This window comes from Bacillus sp. FJAT-22090, from assembly GCF_007676755.1.
Lineage (GTDB): Bacteria > Bacillota > Bacilli > Bacillales_A > Planococcaceae > Psychrobacillus.
In genome coordinates this window covers 138,270-156,433 of sequence record NZ_VEBK01000003.1, presented here as the reverse complement: position 1 = coordinate 156,433, position 18,164 = coordinate 138,270, and the positions used below count along the sequence as shown (strand labels likewise).

18 protein-coding genes are annotated in these 18,164 nt (G+C 37.4%); 7 read left to right on the top strand and 11 right to left on the bottom strand.

Going from position 1 to position 18,164, the window contains the following annotated elements; genetic code table 11:
• Window positions 1–46 precede the first annotated feature (46 nt).
• The 4 genes from FS486_RS05650 to FS486_RS05635 all read right to left on the bottom strand — a co-directional run bounded on the left by FS486_RS05650 (window position 47) and on the right by FS486_RS05635 (window position 4,574).
• Window positions 47–1,909 carry an ABC transporter ATP-binding protein gene (locus FS486_RS05650; protein ID WP_144510352.1) on the bottom strand — a complete coding sequence of 621 codons (1,863 nt, stop codon included), beginning with the start codon at window positions 1,907–1,909 and terminating at the stop codon, window positions 47–49.
• Entirely contained in the window at window positions 1,906–3,630 is a 1,725-nt protein-coding gene (locus FS486_RS05645) for an ABC transporter ATP-binding protein (RefSeq protein WP_144510351.1), read from the bottom strand. Before FS486_RS05645 ends, FS486_RS05650 begins: the two co-directional genes overlap by 4 nt.
• Window positions 3,623–4,105: a MarR family winged helix-turn-helix transcriptional regulator gene (locus FS486_RS05640; protein WP_144510350.1), complete on the bottom strand. Its 483-nt coding sequence runs from the start codon at window positions 4,103–4,105 to the stop codon at window positions 3,623–3,625. Before FS486_RS05640 ends, FS486_RS05645 begins: the two co-directional genes overlap by 8 nt.
• A gap of 166 nt (window positions 4,106–4,271) precedes the next feature.
• Window positions 4,272–4,574: a YunC family protein gene (locus FS486_RS05635; RefSeq protein ID WP_144510349.1), complete on the bottom strand. Its 303-nt coding sequence runs from the start codon at window positions 4,572–4,574 to the stop codon at window positions 4,272–4,274.
• 152 nt (window positions 4,575–4,726) lie between these two features.
• Between FS486_RS05635 and cax the strand changes: the two genes are divergently transcribed.
• The 7 genes from cax to FS486_RS05600 all read left to right on the top strand — a co-directional run bounded on the left by cax (window position 4,727) and on the right by FS486_RS05600 (window position 12,920).
• A complete protein-coding gene (cax, locus tag FS486_RS05630) occupies window positions 4,727–5,779 on the top strand; it encodes a calcium/proton exchanger (RefSeq protein WP_144510348.1) in 1,053 nt (350 codons plus the stop codon).
• Window positions 5,780–5,884: 105 nt separating this feature from the next.
• Window positions 5,885–6,823 (top strand): MBL fold metallo-hydrolase, encoded by a 939-nt coding sequence (locus tag FS486_RS05625; RefSeq protein WP_144510347.1) that lies wholly within the window; start codon window positions 5,885–5,887, stop codon window positions 6,821–6,823.
• Between the two features lie 250 nt (window positions 6,824–7,073).
• Window positions 7,074–9,113, top strand: a complete 2,040-nt coding sequence (locus FS486_RS05620; protein ID WP_144510346.1) for a Na+/H+ antiporter — start codon at window positions 7,074–7,076, stop codon at window positions 9,111–9,113.
• 199 nt (window positions 9,114–9,312) lie between these two features.
• Entirely contained in the window at window positions 9,313–10,410 is a 1,098-nt protein-coding gene (locus tag FS486_RS05615) for a hypothetical protein (RefSeq protein ID WP_260858030.1), read from the top strand.
• Between the two features lie 3 nt (window positions 10,411–10,413).
• The gene (locus FS486_RS05610) at window positions 10,414–11,631 is read left to right on the top strand and encodes an amidohydrolase family protein (protein WP_144510345.1); all 1,218 of its coding nucleotides are present in this window, start codon (window positions 10,414–10,416) and stop codon (window positions 11,629–11,631) included.
• A gap of 151 nt (window positions 11,632–11,782) precedes the next feature.
• Window positions 11,783–12,577, top strand: a complete 795-nt coding sequence (locus FS486_RS05605; RefSeq protein WP_144510344.1) for a VLRF1 family aeRF1-type release factor — start codon at window positions 11,783–11,785, stop codon at window positions 12,575–12,577.
• A 133-nt stretch (window positions 12,578–12,710) separates the two neighbouring features.
• Window positions 12,711–12,920, top strand: coding sequence for an alpha/beta-type small acid-soluble spore protein (locus FS486_RS05600; RefSeq protein ID WP_144510343.1), 210 nt, complete (start codon window positions 12,711–12,713; stop codon window positions 12,918–12,920).
• A gap of 49 nt (window positions 12,921–12,969) precedes the next feature.
• On the opposite strand, the gene FS486_RS05595 is transcribed toward FS486_RS05600, so the two are convergent.
• From FS486_RS05595 to hutI, 7 genes are all read right to left on the bottom strand, one after another.
• Window positions 12,970–13,260: a YxcD family protein gene (locus FS486_RS05595; RefSeq protein WP_144510342.1), complete on the bottom strand. Its 291-nt coding sequence runs from the start codon at window positions 13,258–13,260 to the stop codon at window positions 12,970–12,972.
• Window positions 13,248–13,688: a hypothetical protein gene (locus FS486_RS05590; protein ID WP_144510341.1), complete on the bottom strand. Its 441-nt coding sequence runs from the start codon at window positions 13,686–13,688 to the stop codon at window positions 13,248–13,250. The genes FS486_RS05595 and FS486_RS05590 overlap by 13 nt, the downstream gene beginning before the upstream one ends.
• Before the next feature lie 418 nt (window positions 13,689–14,106).
• Window positions 14,107–14,235, bottom strand: a complete 129-nt coding sequence (gene sda, locus FS486_RS05585; protein WP_144510340.1) for a sporulation histidine kinase inhibitor Sda — start codon at window positions 14,233–14,235, stop codon at window positions 14,107–14,109.
• 434 nt (window positions 14,236–14,669) lie between these two features.
• Window positions 14,670–14,837 (bottom strand): hypothetical protein, encoded by a 168-nt coding sequence (locus FS486_RS20075; RefSeq protein ID WP_186321371.1) that lies wholly within the window; start codon window positions 14,835–14,837, stop codon window positions 14,670–14,672.
• A gap of 227 nt (window positions 14,838–15,064) precedes the next feature.
• Window positions 15,065–15,238: a hypothetical protein gene (locus FS486_RS20070; protein ID WP_186321370.1), complete on the bottom strand. Its 174-nt coding sequence runs from the start codon at window positions 15,236–15,238 to the stop codon at window positions 15,065–15,067.
• 143 nt (window positions 15,239–15,381) lie between these two features.
• The gene (gene hutH, locus FS486_RS05580) at window positions 15,382–16,875 is read right to left on the bottom strand and encodes a histidine ammonia-lyase (RefSeq protein ID WP_144510339.1); all 1,494 of its coding nucleotides are present in this window, start codon (window positions 16,873–16,875) and stop codon (window positions 15,382–15,384) included.
• A gap of 27 nt (window positions 16,876–16,902) precedes the next feature.
• Window positions 16,903–18,162: an imidazolonepropionase gene (gene hutI, locus FS486_RS05575; RefSeq protein ID WP_144510338.1), complete on the bottom strand. Its 1,260-nt coding sequence runs from the start codon at window positions 18,160–18,162 to the stop codon at window positions 16,903–16,905.
• Window positions 18,163–18,164: the final 2 nt, after the last annotated feature.

The following is an 18,164-nucleotide window of genomic DNA, read 5'->3' as shown; positions in this document are numbered from 1 at the left end:
AGTAAGAAGAAAAAAGAGAGTCAGGTGAATGACTCTCTTTCATAATTTATATCGCTTTTTTAGTTGCAAATTGGCTGTTATAAAGATCTGCATAGAAGCCATTTTTTTCTATGAGTTCTGAGTGAGTTCCTTGTTCGATTACTTTGCCTTGGTTCATTACTAATATCAAATCGGCATCTCTAATGGTAGAAAGTCTATGAGCGATAACGAAACTAGTTCGGTTTTTCATTAAACGGTTCATCGCTTGTTGTATTAGCAATTCTGTCCGCGTATCTACACTAGAAGTAGCCTCATCTAAAATCATGATTGGTGGATTTGCAAGAACCGCACGAGCAATTGTTAACAATTGCTTTTGACCTTGCGAAATATTGGATGCTTCTTCATTTAAAATTGTCTCGTAACCATCTGGTAAAGTACGGATGAAATGATCGGCACGTGCTGTTTTAGCAGCTGCAACTATTTCTTCGTCTGTTGCTCCATCTTTCCCAAAGGCAATATTGTCTTTAATTGTGCCATTAAAGAGCCAAGTATCTTGAAGAACCATTCCAAAAGTTGTGCGTAAGTCTGATCGTGACATCATTCGAGTATTATGCCCATCGATTGTTATTTTACCGCCATTTAACTCATAAAACCTCATTAATAAATTGATCAAGGTTGTTTTTCCGGCACCAGTTGGACCTACAATTGCAACTGTCTGACCGGGAAGCACATTAATATTCATGTTTTCTATTAATAATTCTTCTCCATAGCCAAAGTCTACTTGATCAAACGTTACAGATCCTTCCGCCCTTGACAGCGTTTCAGAAGTTACTTCTTTTTCTTCCTCTTCTTCATCCAGTAATTCAAATACACGTTCAGCCGCAGCAACGGTAGATTGAACGATATTTGCAATATTAGCTGTTTGCATAACTGGTTGTGTAAATTGCTTAGAATACGTGATAAACGCTTGTATATCACCAATTGAAATGGCACGTTGGGTCACTAATATTCCTCCGACAACACTTATCACGACATAGCTTAAGTTCCCGATTAAAGACATCATCGGCATAATAATCCCGGAAATAAATTGAGCCTTGCGACCAGCGTCATACAATTGCTCATTCACTTCGTCAAACTCGGCGATTGCTTTCTTCTCATGACCAAATACTTTAACGACTTGGTGCCCCGTATACATTTCTTCAATATGTCCATTCAGCTGACCCAATGTACGTTGTTGGTCAGCAAAATGCTTTTGTGATCTTTTCAAAATCGGTTGAATGACAAACATTGATAACGGTAAGCTGATAACAGTGATCAAAGTTAATATTGGACTAATTGTAAGCATCATCACGATGATACCGACTATTGTAACAATAGAAGTAATAAACTGTGTCAAACTTTGTTGGAGTGTACTTCCAATTGTATCAATATCATTCGTCACACGGCTTAGTGTCTCGCCATTTGGTCGTCCATCATAATATTTAAGTGGAAGTTTTTCAAGTTTATGATTTACATCTTCACGTAAATCATAAACTGTTTTTTGCGCAACGCTCGACATAATGTATTGCTGAATATACGTGAACAGACTGCTTATGACATACAGACCCGCAAGCAGCAAAAGAAGCTTACCAATTGCATCAAAATCGATTCCCGCTCCAGGTACTCCTGAAAGTTTTCCATATGCGCCTTCAAATAATGTTGTAATTGCGTTCCCCATAATTTTAGGGCCGACAATTGCAAAGACAGTACTTAAAATAGCAGCGACAAACACTGCAATTAGTTGATTGCGGCGAGGTTTTAAGTATTTTAGAAGGCGTCGTAATGTTCCTTTAAAATTCTTTGCCTTCTGCCCGCCCATCATCATTGCGTTTCCGCCGCCAGGTCCCATTGGACGCCCGCCTTGAGATTGCGATTTTTTTTGCTTGCTCATGCGATTTCCTCCTCTGAGAGCTGTGATTCGACTATTTCCCGATATACACTATTATTTTCAAGAAGATCCTGATGTGTACCAATTCCTACAATTTCACCTTTATCTAATACGATAATTTGGTCCGCATCAGCCACAGTGCTAACTCTTTGTGCAACAATAACGACGGTAGAATTTGCTGTTTCATCTTTGAGTGCTTCTCTAAGTTTTGCGTCTGTTTTGAAATCGAGCGCTGAGAAACTATCATCGAAAACGTAAATGTCAGGTTTACGAACGAGGGCCCTTGCAATCGATAGTCGTTGTTTTTGTCCTCCAGATACATTTGATCCGCCTTGTGTAATAACGGCATCGTATCCGTCCTCCATTTTACTAATAAAATCTTCGGCTTGTGCAATATGGGCTGCATGCTCAATTTCCTGCTGTGTGGCATCTTGTTTTCCGAACTGAATATTTTCCTTAATAGTACCGGAGAAGAGAAGTGCCTTTTGAGGGACGAACCCAATTTTCGAACGTACCTCATCTTGGGAAGCTTCGCGAATATCGACGCCGTTTACACGGATGGTTCCACTTGTTACATCATAAAAACGTGGGATCAGGTTAACAAGCGTCGATTTGCCAGCACCTGTACCTCCGATAATTGCGGTAATTTCTCCTGACCTTGCTTGAAAAGTAATATTCGATAATGCAGATTCTTCTGCTCCTGGATAACTAAAAGATACATGATCAAATTCAAGTGTTCCACGTTCTTTATCCACAGGTTTTGTACCTTCAACTAAAGATAATGGTTTTTTATTAAGTACTTCGTTGATCCGATTTGCTGAAACTGCAGCCCTAGGTACCATGATGAACATCATAGATGCCATAACAAGGGCGAACATAATTTGCATTACATACTGTATGAAAGCCATTAAATCACCAATTAACATGGAGCCCCCATCAATACGAATTCCACCAAACCAAATGATTAGTACAACAGTGATGTTCATCACGAGCATCATGACTGGCATCAGGAATGCCATTACTTTATTCACTTTTATAGAAACATCCGTCAAATCTTTATTTGCTTTTTGAAGACGCACTTTTTCCTGCTTTTCATGGTTAAAGGCACGAATAACACGAATTCCAGTTAAATTTTCGCGTAATACAAGGTTTAACCGGTCTAGCCTCTTTTGAACCGTTTTGAAAAGCGGTACACCTCTATACAATATTAGTAATACAGATCCTACTAACACAGGCATTGTAAGAACAATTACAAGGGATAATTTTGCATCTTTAGATACAGCCATTATGATTCCCCCAACAAACATAATTGGAGCGCTAACAACCATGCGAAGCATCATAATTACCACTTGCTGAACTTGAGTAATATCATTTGTCGTTCTTGTAATAAGGGATGCTGTGCCAAACCCGTCAAATTCCTGAAGCGAAAATTGCTCTACATGTTTAAACACTTTCCGACGGATATCTCTTCCTAGTCCTATCGCTGCTTTGGAGGAGTAGTAGCTTGCGGCGATTGAAGCAATGGCTCCAAAGGCAGCTACCAAAAGCATTAGCCCACCAATCTTCCAAATATAAGTTGTATTACCAATCACCACACCTTTATCAATAATATCTGCCATAAGCGTTGGTAAATATAGGTCGGACATAGATTGGATAAAAACAAAGCCGAGCACAGAAAGAACAATCCACTTATACACAGATAAATTTTTTAAAAGTTTAATCATTCTGGATGCTCTCCTCTATAATAGAATCACTTTCTAATAAATTTGCGATATGATGAAGCGTGTTTTGAAGCTCTTCAAATTGATTACTATCGATGGTGCTTATAACAGATTCGATTGCTTGATGGATGCTTCCTTTTTGAATGCTTATTTTTTCAAACAATGTTTCTCCTTTTTCACTAAGTATTAATTGCATTTCTCTTCTATTATCCTGAACGGGCTGTCTATGAATCCATTCTGTTTGAACAAGCCCATCAACGGCTTGACTTAAAGTGCTTTTCGGAATTTGTAGTATTTCACCTAATTGTTTTTGAGTCATTTCTTTGCGTGGCGCAATAATCATTAATACAGAATACTGTGGAATCGATAGATCATTTTCTTGCGCAGTATTATGTACGAAACGCATCAGGTTTCTATTCACACGCCAAAATGAATGTAAAAAATCCGATGATTTATTGCCAGATACATTAAAGTCCATTGCTTATCTCTCCGTTCTAATTAGAATAGTTCATTTGCGAACAGTCCTTAAATAGCTACTCTAATTTACTCTTACTTTATAAGAGAGTCAACTATAAAGGCTAACACTTTTATAAAAAGTTTTAAACAAAAAAAGCTAGCCGAAAATGGCTAGCTCTTCAATATGCTCATATCATTTTTAAAAGTGCTTCTCTTCCTATAGTGCCTTTTGTGATACCCAGTTCTTCAGCTTCATAAGTGACAGATTCTAGTGGTGCATCAAGAAGTTGATCAATTGTTTTCACACCTACTGCTCTTCCTGCAATTACTTTTCGATCCTTTAATTTCTCATTCAGCAGTGCAACATCAAGTGCCCCACACATGATATATCCTTTATCGCTCGTTACGACAAGTAAGTTTGTTTTGGGCAGTTCAACAGAAATAGTCAAAAATGTATGACCTTCAATAATAACTGGTTGTAAGTTAATTATAATGCCTCACTCCTTTCTATTCACTACCCATGATATGAAAGATGTAGAGAAAGCGTGTTTAATTTTTTCGGGAGGAGTAATTGGGATAGGGTTTCTAATTATTAGAAAAGGGAAAGATAGAGTAGAACTCATTTAATGGAGAGGTGTTATTAGTGGATAAGTTTTTTGCCGTTCTTGTTTTTGGAGGAGTACCATTAGTCATGATAGGGGCATTTTTTAATTGGTCGGATATGGTTATGTTCATTCTTTGCTGTGCAAGTATTATTGGGCTTTCCGGATACATAGGCCGTGCTACGGAAAGTCTGGCAATTGTGAGCGGTCCAAGGATTGGAGGATTATTAAATGCTACCTTTGGAAATGCGGTTGAACTTATTATTTCTATTTTTACATTGAAGGCAGGTATGGTTGGAATTGTTTTGGCTTCACTGACTGGATCTGTTCTTGGAAATTTGCTACTTGTACTAGGTCTTTCATTTTTTGCTGGCGGCATTAAGTTTAAACGTCAAAAATTCAGTGTTCATGATTCTAGATATAATGCAGGATTGCTTATTTTTGCTGTTATTATCGCGTTTGTAATTCCCGAAGTATTTTCGATGGGGATGGATTCGCAAAAAACGTTGAACTTGAGCATTGGAATTGCCATTATTCTAATTGCGCTCTATCTTGCGGGATTATTTTTCAAACTTGTCACGCATCGAGGTGTATTTGCTTCCTCAGACCAACCGGAAAAGGAGGAGGAAGTACCAGAATGGACGAAAGGTAAGTCTATTTTAATACTTCTATTGGCAACGGTAGTAGTGGCTTTTGTGTCGGAACAACTAGTCCACACTTTTGAAATGCTAGGGGAGAAGTTTGGTTGGACAGAGTTGTTTATTGGTGTCATTATTGTAGCGATTGTTGGAAATGCGGCGGAGCATGTTTCGGCCATTACAATGGCTGTGAAAAACAAAATGGATGTATCGGTGGAAATTGCAGTTGGTTCCACACTACAAGTGGCAATGTTCGTAGCACCGATACTAGTTATTGTTTCTTTGTTTATGCCAGAACCTATGTCACTCGTTTTCACATGGCCCGAACTTGTTGCGATGGTTACTGCTGCACTTCTAGTTATTAACCTTTCAAATGATGGAGAATCGAACTGGTTTGAAGGATTGACCCTTTTTGCAGCATACTTAATTATGGGAATTGGTTTTTATCTATTGTAGATATGAAAAATTAAAAAGTCAGTGTCCGAGGTATGGTCACTGACTTTATTATGTATGTTAAGATAGTTATTAGAATCTTCCATAAAATAAAAGGGGGAATATGGAATGAAGCAAACAAAACCTATTCAAATAAATGAAAGAATTTATTTGATTGATGGTCATGATCTTGGTGTGGAGGAACGGACAGGGATATATGTCATTCAAGAAGAAGAATTGACGATTGTAGAAACAAGTGCAAGCCCGTCCATAAAATATGTAATCGAAGGATTAAAGTCATTAGGCTTTTCACTGGAGGAAGTGAAATACATAATCGTAACGCATATCCACTTAGATCACGCGGGAGGGGCTGGGCTTTTAATAAAGGAATGCCCGAATGCCAAATTGGTAGTCCATCCAAAAGGAGCAAGACATTTAGCAAATCCAGAAAGATTAATTGCTGGTGCCAAGGCTGTGTATGGAGAAAAGTTTTCACAGTTATTTGAGCCAATTATTCCTATAGACGAGGAGCGCTTGCTTATCAAAGGTGAAGGGGATACGTTGAAGATTGGATCAAATTGTGTGTTGGAATTTTTAGATACACCGGGGCATGCGAAACATCACTTTAGTATTTATGATCCGATCACGAACGGAATGTTTACGGGAGATACGGTTGGAGTACGCTATGAACAATTGATACCAGACGGTGTTCATCTATTTCTACCTTCTACATCTCCAAATCAATTTGATCCTATTGAGATGCAAAGGGCGATAGATCGTATGCAAGAGATGAAACTTGATTTTATTTACTTTGGACATTATGGCATGACCAATCTTCCTAACGAGGCATTTCTACAAGTATCTAGCTGGTTAGAGATCTTTTTAAATGAAGCAAAATCTATTTATGCAGAACAACAGGGATATGAAAAGCTTGCAGAGTGTTTAGTGAGTTTAGTCAGAGAACATTTAAGAAAATATAGTATTCCAGATAACCATGAAGTATATAAATTAATCCAACTAGATATGGAAGTTAGCGCTATGGGATTAATAGACTATTTGTCTAAATAAAACAATAAAACTATTCAATTTAAGATATACCTATAAATAATCGTGAATGATGGATCAGTCATGATTATTTAAAAGGCATATCTCTTTTTGTGCTGTTTGTTTATTGATTGTTACAGAATGATTACTGGTGCCTGGTGCCTGGTGCATCGTACAAGAAAATTAGAGCATCTGCATCCCCGTCATTTGTAATTTGTTAAAAACCCATTTACACTTATAAAATACAACTGAACGTTCGAAGGGAGATGCGCAATTGGAGTTTTTTCTGATTATACTTTTATTGTTAGCTATTATTGGGCTGTCTAATTTTATAAATCATTTTATGCCATACATACCAGTTCCACTTATTCAAATTGCGCTTGGCGTATTACTTGCCGCTTTACCACTAGGAATACATGTACCAATGGAGCCGGAATTGTTTTTCATCTTGTTTATCGCTCCTTTATTGTTTTATGATGGAAAGAATGTTTCCAGGCAGGATCTTTGGAAATTACGAAAGCCTATTTTATTGTTAGCACTAGGTCTTGTATTTTTAACAGTTCTAGTTATTGGATACTTAATCCATTGGTTAATTCCTTCGATTCCACTACCAGCCTCATTTGCATTAGCAGCGATTTTATCCCCTACAGATGTTGTTGCGGTAGGTGCTATTTCTAGCAGGGTAAAGATGCCAAAAACAATTATGCATGTACTTGAAGGCGAGGGGCTTATGAATGATGCCTCTGGTTTAGTTGCATTTAAGTTTGCAGTAGCTGCAACTGTAACAGGTGTATTTTCACTTGCCGAAGCAAGTTGGAGTTTTGTATATATAGCAATTGGAGGATTTCTTGGTGGAGCAGTACTTGCTTTCCTCATTATTCGATTAAAGGTATTCATCCGCAGATTGGGCATGGAAGATGTAACGCTTCATATGCTCATCCAGTTACTTACACCATTTATCATTTTTTATGTAGTTGAACATTTTCATCTATCGGGAATTTTATCTGTTGTAGCAGCTGGTATTGTCCATGCGGTTTATCGGGATCGTGAGCAATCTCCAGCCGTACAACTTCAAGTCGTCTCAAAAAGTACATGGACCATTGTTATTTATATTTTAAATGGACTTGTTTTCGTATTGTTAGGATTACAAATCCCTAGTGTTTCACGAGAAATTTTCAATAGTCCATTGTTTAATAACTTTGAAGTGATTACCTATATTTTGATTATCACTGCGTCTCTTTTAGTATTACGTTTCTTATGGATTTTTGTAGGATGGTGGGGAGGATGGCTGACAAAGGCGGAGCAGCTTCCAAAACCATCGATGAGATATATTAGCATTACGACCATTTCAGGAGTACGAGGTGCCGTAACACTCGCGGGTGCTTTTACAATTCCTTACTTTTTGGCAAATGGGGATGTGTTTCCTGAGCGATCTTTAATTATTTTCATTGCAGCAGGTGTTATTTTAGTGACGCTTGTTTTAGCGAGTATTTTCTTACCTATTTTGGCGAAAACGGAAAAAGGTGAGTCGGAAGGGTTGAAAGAAGAACTAGAGAGAAAGGCGATTCTTCGTTCAATAGATGCAGCAATTCATACGATGCGTGATCTAACTACCGATGAAAATCGAGGGGCAGCCGTTTCGATTATTTCTCATTATAACCAAATTCGAAATAATTTAATTTATGTGAGCGAGGAAGACACAGCCCGCATGAAGATAATGGAAAACGAAGCCCGGATGAAAGCTTTAGACGCAGAGATTAAATATATCGAGAAACTAAAGGAAAATGAACAAATTGACCGTGAGTCCCTTTATTTAATCGAAGAACATATCCATCGGATGCGCATTGCTGTAACAAATCGTCTTCAATATAGAGGTTTGTTTATTTGGATAATTGTGAAGCGGGGAATTTATAACATATTAAAGGTTTTCAAATCCAAAAAACACAATACGTTTAAGGAGCGAATTGAAAAAAATAAAAAAGTAGTGCGTCTTAAAATTGAAATGGCCAGAGCTGCAATCGATTATTTAAAGGAAAATATGACACCTGAAAATGAAGGAGTCAATGTACTTATTATAGGGGAATACAATGAAATGCTTATGAAGTTTAAGTTAGCTCGTAAGGGGGCGGATTCTAAAGTCTACATACGTCAGCAACGTGAACTGAGAGACAAAGCATTTCAATCGGAGCGAGATGAAGTCCAGAACCTATATGAAACAGGTGAAGTATCGATGGATGTCATGAGGAAAATACGACGCCAGATTAATATTCGTGAAGCTTACTGGATGGAAGAAAGTAGTGTGCAAACACATTGAATAACACACCGCCTTACCTAAATGGTTTGGTGGTGTGTTTTTTGTGTTGTAAGGAATATCATACATTGAGCATCTATTGTCTTGGTTCAAAGAATGTAGATTCCAAGTTATTATCTGCTCCACAGGTTTGTAGAACCAAGACAAACACACATATTTCGAAGCGTACATAAAGTATAAAAAGAATAAGGAGGTTGTTCGAGTGGAGAAAAACCAAACATCTAGCTTTAAGACTAAGGCTTCACGATCAAGATGGCATCCTTTTGAAGTCATAGGTATCGTTTTAGTAATTGTTTCGTTATTAATTCTATTATTTAGCCCTCATTCACTGTCTAATTTTTTTAATACTATAATTGCAGAAGTAAAACCGATCGTAGTAGATGTTTTTTTGACGAGTGAAATTGGGATTGCAATTATTATTAGTGTTATTTTCGGTCGTTTGATTGAACGATTAGGATTCACAGACGGTTTAATACGAATTTTCGTTCCGATTATGAAATGGCTAAAAATAAATCCGTCCGTTATCATACCGAGTGTTTATAATATTCTTGGGGATATTAACGCTGCCGGAAAAATAGCGGGACCTGTTTTAGTAAAAGCAAAAGCAACAAAAGCAGAGCAAAAAATAGCAGTGACGACAATGATTCAATCACCGCAATCTTTTGCGACATTAGTGTTAGGACTCATTGCACTGTCAGCTTTTAATATTAATGCATTTCCACTCATCATTCTCTCCATTTTTCTCCCAATTATCGTCGTTCCCTGGATATTGTCAGTAACCATTTATCGGGATACAAAGAAGGTCGATTTAGAAAATTTACCTCGGTTTACGCCGAAAACAAGGTTTCTTGAAACCATCTTTTCCTCCGCAAGAGAAGGTGCAGAGCTCCTATTTCTAATCATTATCCCTGCGGTCGCGGCTGTATTTTTCTTTATCGGTGCTTTGAGATTCTTTGGAATTTGGGAAGTAATTGAATCTAGCCTATCTTCTATTTTGACAGTTTTGAGCATTGAACCAGCTACAGGTATTGTATCCATTCTTGCCGCTCCTACACTTGCAGTTGCACAACTTGCTGAACTATCTAGCTCTGTTGACCCCCGATTAATAGTTGGCTCCTTTGTATTAGCTAATTCTGGTTTACCTCTATCTGTTATTTTTGGACAAATTCCAGCCACTTGGAAAGAAGTATCTGGTCTAAATGAACGTGAAGCTTTAGTGGCATCGATTATTGGAATGATTATTAGAATTGCGACAGCTTGTATACTTGCATATTTTTTAACGCCTTTTTTGGTAGGATAATCAATGAGTAGATACATGATTCATGCTAAAAAAATTGTTACAGTGAGTAACAAAGGAACGCTAGAAGATGGCGCGATGGTAATCGAAAATGAAAAAATAATAGAAGTAGATACATGGAAAAAGATAAGTAAAGCGTATATCTCGGTCCTTGTTATAGACTATTCTCAATATGTCATCACACCTTCTTTAGTAGACTGCCATACCCACTTACTCGAATTTGCACCTACTTCTCTTTATCCTGTGACCCCTGCAACTCATTTTGTAGTCGGTAACGCGATTCTATTTGATGCACTTTCGTCTGGAATAACAGCATTAGGAGAACAAATTTGTGGTCATCCACTATGTGATTTTTCAATAGAAGATTATCGTGAAGCTGCAAGGAATATGCCAATGGATATTTCCTTTGCCACAACAAGTATTTCCATCGGTTTTGAGGAACTGGCACATTTTAGTGCTATCACGCAATCTAATGGGATTAAGAAGGAAGACTTAATCGACTTATCTTTAGTTAAAAAAATTGCCTTTGAAAGTAACTATCCTGGGGAAAATATCTTTATAAATGCTACACCTGCAAACTTCAAACCTAATGAAGTACCAAAAGCGGGAACAATAATTTATTCCTATGAGGAACTGGAACAAGTGGTGAACGTGTACCACCAATTAGGGAAGCAAATCGGAGCTCATGTGGCTGGTGAAGAAGGAATAGAGATGGCATTGGAAGCAGGAATAGACGTTTTGCATCATGCACATGGAATCACGGATGAGTTAATAGAAAAAGCTTCTAAACGTGGAGTAAGAATTGTTGCTACCCCAATGGGAGGAACTCATTTGAAGCCAAATTCACCAGAAGAAATACTTAAACTTGTACGTAATAATATACCTGTTTCCATTTCTACGGATGCTTATTTACCTCCGTATTTGGGGGTTTCTTGGCTTCCCTATCAGGAGCAATCATTAAAAGGACCTGACCAATTGATGTTAATTGCTCAACCATCCATGCAGCTATTAAAAAAACATCATTACGATGAAAATGAAGTTTTAGCATTGATTACTAATAATCCAGCAGCTATATTGGGCAAAGAAAATCAATTTGGACGTTTAGAAAAAGGATTGGACGCAAATTTTTTAGTTACAGATGGTATTCCGGGGTTGGAAATTACAAATAATGAACAAATAAAAAACGTTTTTTATCGGGGTGAAAAGGTAATAGACAGAAATTAAAAAGTTAAAATCAGCCAACTAACGTTTGGTTGATTTTTTTTGTTTCTAAAATTAATAAGAACTATCCAAAACATAACACTTCAATTTCGGAGTATCTACTCGCTTAAGGGAAATGCTAAGCATGTACGAAAAAAAGGAGGTTTTAGGATAGATGACGATAAATAAAGAACTTCAGGCCTTAAAAGCGTATAGCTGTACTGATCGTTGTGTGTTAAGTGTTTATTTAAACACCAATCCTGCAGACCCAGATACACTAAAAGGTGCTTGGAAAATTCATTTGAAAAGCGGTTTAAAACGAATAGGTGAATATTTAGAAGCATCGGATGATAAACAAGAAATAAAGGCATTCGATGAAGTAAAGAAAAAAATAATCAATGAAATAGAAGAAAATGCGCATGATTTGCGCAAAGGAATTGTTATTTTTGCTACTGCAAACGAAGACTTATGGTCCGTTTATTATGTGCAAGTCCCGGTCAAAACAAACTTTTACTGGGAGAATCATGCGATGACTGAGCAATTAGAGTATATGTATAAAGCATATCCAGAAGCGGGGATTATCATGCCAAGCTTTGGAGAAGTCCGTATATTGGATACTGCTATGGGATTAGTTAGAGATGATTTGACGTTTAAATATGACCCGGTTTCCGAAGTGTGGGGAGAAAAGAAAAAACTCGACGCAAAAGGTCGACGAGCCGTTGCGGAAAGTAAAAGTGCAGTATTGGATCCAAAGTATAAAGTAAATGCTTCCAGTTTTTTTAAGGGAATGAGCACAACTATTGAACAATTAAAGAAAAAACGTGGCTGGAAAGAATTCCATGTAGCTGGGGAAGCAGAAATGGCAAATGCATTTGCGGAAAGTATGAGAGACCTACCAGCTAGTCGCATATATAAGAACTTAAATAACAGTAAAACCAACGAAGTAATTCATCAAGTTTTTGAAAAGTAAAAAAAGTGGTGCTAAGTATATCTTATACTTAGCACCAACACTGTAAATAATCTTTTAGCATAATTATCCTGTTACTTTTTTTGCATAAATGATTCATATCGGCACAATCTAATCTCACAAGGAGGTGAACAACATGTCAAATCGTAATTCAAATCAACTTCTAGTACCTGGCGTACAACAAGCCCTTGATCAAATGAAATATGAAATTGCACAAGAATTCGGTGTGAACCTTGGTGGAGATTCTACAGCGCGTGCGAACGGTTCCGTTGGCGGAGAAATTACTAAGCGTTTAGTAGCTCAAGCCCAAGCACAAATGAGCGGTCAACCAAATAACCAACAATAATAAAAGAAACCGGTGGCATATTGCCACCGGTTTTTCAATCTACACAGGTTTAATGAACTGCTGCAATTATGCCTTCTTCGTCATCTAGAATCAATTCGATACCTGTAGAATTAGGGTCAAGATTCAAGAACTCTTTAATTGTTTGACGGAGTGCTTCTATTAAATTTAACGTACTAAGAACCTCTTGTTGCCCATTTACATAAGCTTCTGCAGTGAAACCAGAATCATCATCGTATAAAAGCTCAACTTCCACTTCCTCTGGTATCGTATTCTTTTGGCGTGCAACATATACACAAACAGCGTTTATAATGTTTTGTTCTGGAATTATTAACTTCTCCATGAGGTAGCATCCTCTTTTTTCTTTTCTTTAAACAGGTTAAAGATTTTACGAATGATTACGACTATAAAAATGATCGCTGCAGCGTTAATTGCAAAACCTAAAAGGGACCCTAGAATCCCCATATTTGCAAACAGGCTACCGAAAAGCATTCCGGCTAGACCTCCTATAAATAAGCCTTTCATAAGACCTCCAGATGTAAATCCACCTTTTTTATGCGTATTCGATTTGCTTGTAGCTTTCGTTGTATCTTCTTTTTTCTTTTGGATATTCGAGTTATTGTTTGTTGTATTATTATTTGTATTGAAACTTTTCTTGCCTGATTTATATTTTTTGGCTTCGGCTGTAATTGTATTATCATTAAATACAAAATTTCCTACCGATGAAAATACGAGTGTTGCAGTAAGTAAAAATACTACTAATTTTTTCAATTTCATTACCCTCCAATAAATTTATGCTAGCTACCGAGATGTATTTTGTTTTACTCTATACTATTTACGAGGCAAAGAAAAGAAAGTTTCACTTTCCTTAAAACGTTACGATACCGATTACAGGAAATAAATATAAAGTTATGCACATTTTTGTGGATAATCTGTTATTAACTTTATTAGTATTAATGATAATGTCTTTTAGTACTGATAATCGTCTGTGTATAACTTTATCCACAGATAATTAATAGAAGAAAAATGTCGAAATATTTTTAAAGGGTATCGATGGATATTATTGTTGTTCCGTAAAAGCCTATATAAAAAAAGACACCTTCAATGAGCCTGTAGCTGAGTGGGTGTCTTGTGGAAAAGTTTATAGAGTTATTCTTCTCAATAGATTCGTCAAAACTATTTGAAGAGATTAGGAATAAACAATCAGTGAGCGTCGGCGAATTTCACTTTCCAAGAGGGATATAAAATCAATAGAGAGTTTCAACTCTTTTGCTCGTATATAGGACTCTAATAACAATTCATCTGACATTTTACCCATTCCAAAAACACCTCCTGATTATTTTGCGTTCACTTAAATCTTTTGAGAAAAATAAAAAAAGAATAGTTTCTTTCTATACTCTAAATCTAACAAAAAGCTGCGCTAAGAACAATCGTTCCCTTATCCACAGGGTTAAGTGGATAAACTGTTATTAACTATTACTTAGGACATCTAAATGGTTATACGGCACTCTAGATGTTGTTAATAACTTTATCCACAGAAACAGAAATGTCGAAATTTGTCGAAAAATTTTTATAGAAATGTCTTAAAATTAGATGCTAATTTTCTTTTCGCGTACATAAATTATATTTGAGTATAAGTAATTTACTATTTTATATAAGTCTATCTTATATTAGTAAACTAGCTCTTAATGTTTTGAATCTTATCCACAAGTAAAATTATAAAGTTTGATTTTTATTCTCGGTTTTTATTCATTATTTCTTTTCTGTGTCTTCCACTTCTTCTTTATCGATGTCATTACCTTTTACTCCATCATCGTTATCGTCCTGATTATTTCCGCAAGTTGCTAGTATATCTACTGAAAGGAATGCTGCAGCTCCAATGTTCCACCATTTATGTCTTGCTATTGGATTCGTTATCATATTAAAAACCTTCTATTATGTAAGGTCATTGAGTATCTAGTACCCCAATTGCTAATGTATTAAACCTTTTTTATGTTTGTGAAAACAACAAATAAGTGGACGGATGGAAATGGTATTCTCCACTTTCATCCATCCAAAACTTCTAATTAATATGACTAGCAACTATACAATTCATAGTTTTCATAAAATGGTGGAGATAATATACATTGTGATTGATATATCATCATTTAATCTGCATTTGTATCTTCATCCTGAAGGTCATGGTCCATATCTTCGTGTATATTGTCATCTACATCTGAATCGTCATTATCATCACCACATGCTGCCAATAAGCCAACAGAAAGAAATGTAGCTGCTCCGATTTTCCACCATTTTTGTTCTGCGAATGAATTCGTTTTCATATTAATTTCCTCCTTTAAGTAGTGTTTTGCAATTCGTTATATTAATTACCCTTTCTTTATATAACATCAAACCTACTTCCCTTTGCAGAACAAAATAGCAAAATAAAAAAACCATCAATTGATGGTTTTTTAAATAATACTAATTAGTTTTGAGCTGTTTCATCCTTCAAGTAATTATTCAACTTTTCCACATCCACACTAAAGATGCGATCTTCCGTGATAGAAGGAGTGAATGCGCGCATATTATGCCATTTCTCTGAAAGGGAAGGGGACATCAAATCCACTCCACGATATTCGACCCCTTGCATTGCACAAAATACTTCAATTGCAAGTACTCGGCGTGCGTTTTGAATAATTTGAGAGGCGTGTCGTGCGCCGATTGTTCCCATGCTTACATGATCCTCTTGATTTGCAGAGGAAGGAATCGAGTCGACAGATGCTGGATGTGCTAGTGTTTTATTCTCAGATACTAAGCTTGCTGCTGCATATTGTAAAATCATTGCACCAGATTGAAGTCCAGGCTGCGGGCTTAAAAAGGCAGGCAAGCCCTCGTTTAGTTGTGGGTTCACAAGTCGTTCGATTCTTCGCTCGGAAACGTTGGCAAGTTCTGCAATGCCGATTTTCAAAAAGTCCATTGCAAAGGCAATTGGTTGGCCGTGAAAGTTTCCTCCTGATATAACAGTTTCCCCATCTTCTACGATTAAAGGATTATCGGTTGCAGCATTCATCTCAATTTCTAGTTTTTCTTTTACATAAGAAAGTACTTGCCAGCTTGCTCCATGTATTTGGGGAATACAACGTAAGGAATATGCATCTTGGACACGTTTCTCTCCTTGTTTAGTAACTAGTTGACTTCCTTTTAACCATTCAAGTATGCGTTTAGCCACCGCGGTTTGCTCCGGATAGCCCCTTGCTTCATGAATAGCTGGGTGAAAAGCATCTGTGATTCCGTGTAATGCTTCCATTGTCATAGCGGCAATCCATTCACTTTGATAGGCAAGTGTTTCTGATTCCAACCAGTTCACAACACCTTGAGCCGTCATAGCTTGAGTTCCGTTTATAAGAGCGAGACCTTCTTTTGCTTCTAGTACAATTGGTTGTAAGTTATGTTTTGCCCATATTTCATTGGCAGGAATATGTTTGTCATTTTCCCACACAAATCCTTCCCCTATAAGCACTAATGCAAGATGGGAAAGGGGAGCCAAGTCACCTGAGGCACCTAATGATCCCTGTTGCGGGATTACTGGATAAATACGATTGTTCACCATATATGCAAGTCGATCCAATACTTCTAGACGTATACCTGAAAACCCTTTTAATAACGCATTCAATCGTAATACAACCATTGCGCGTGAAACTATCTCATCAAAAGGTTGACCGATACCACAAGCGTGGGAGCGAATGAGGTGAAGCTGGAGTGCATGAACATCTTCTTGTTCAATGTTTACGTCACTAAACTTCCCAAAACCAGTGTTGATCCCGTAAACGGTGCGATGTTCTTCAACTATTTTTTCGACCGCTTTTCTACTTTTTACAACGGCTTCAATGGCCTCGTTCTCAAGTTGTACTTTCTCGTTTTGATATAAAATAGCACGCATCTCTTCAAGCGTTAGTCCATGTCCTTTTAAACTAATCATTTCTATTCACGTTCTTTCTATATTAAATTAACCAACAACTTTCACGCCATTTTTCCAAACGGCTTTTACATGGTTTACTCCGAACAAATATTGCAGCTCTTGATAATTCTTTACATTCCAAAGAACTATATCGGCTTGCTTTCCAATCTCTAATGAACCGACTTTATCCTCCATCTGAATAGCACAAGCAGCATTGTATGTTGCAGCGCATAAGCTTTCTGCGGGAGTGAGGCGCATAGAAATACATGCTAAATTCATCACAAGCGGCATAGAGGTAGTAGGGGAGGAGCCAGGATTGCAATCGGTAGAAATTGCAACGGGCACTCCTGCATCGATCATAGCCCTTCCTTGAGCAGCATTTTCCCGTAAGTACAAAGCGGTGGCCGGTAACAAGCAGGCGATAACTCCTTGTTCTGCCATTGCTCGAATTCCTTCGTCCGAGGCTTTCAATAAATGCTCTGCAGAAATCGCACCAACTTTTGCAGCAAGCTCTGCTCCTTGGTAAGGTTCAATTTCATCGGCATGAATTTTTGGGATAAGTCCATACGATTTACCAGCTTCTAAAATGCGTTCAGACTGCTCTGGCGTGAAAACACCTACTTCACAAAAAACATCGTTAAACTTCGCAAGCTTTTCTTTCGCGACGACCGGCAGCATTTCGTCAATAATAAGATCTACGTATTCATCCTCTTTACCTTTATATGTTGTGGGAACAGCATGCGCACCCATAAATGTCGGAACGATATCAATCGGGTGTTCCTCTTGCAATCGTTTCATAGCACGAAGTTGTTTTATCTCCGTTTCTAAATCCAAGCCGTAACCACTTTTTCCTTCAATCGTAGTAACGCCATGTGCTAAAAAAGAATCCAGTCTTTTAGTAGTTTGTCGAACAAGCTCATCCTCTGAAATTGTACGGGTCATTTTAGTTGTCGCATGAATCCCGCCACCGGCATTCATGATATCCATATATGTGGCACCTTCTAGACGCATTTCAAATTCCCGTTCTCGACTGCCGCCAAATGCTACATGTGTATGTGGGTCTACAAGGCCGGGAGTCACAAGATGACCAATTGCATCAACCACTTCTACTTCTAATGTATGACTTGAATACTTCGTTTCTAATTCTTCTGTAGTTCCTATTGCTTGAATTATCCCATCTTCGACCCAGACACTTCCATCTTCTATAATGGATAATTCGCTCATTTGTTCTTTTACACGAGGGCCTTCTGATTTATTTGCTAAAGTGACTAGTTGCGAGGCATGTTTGATCCAAACTACTTTTGCCATTG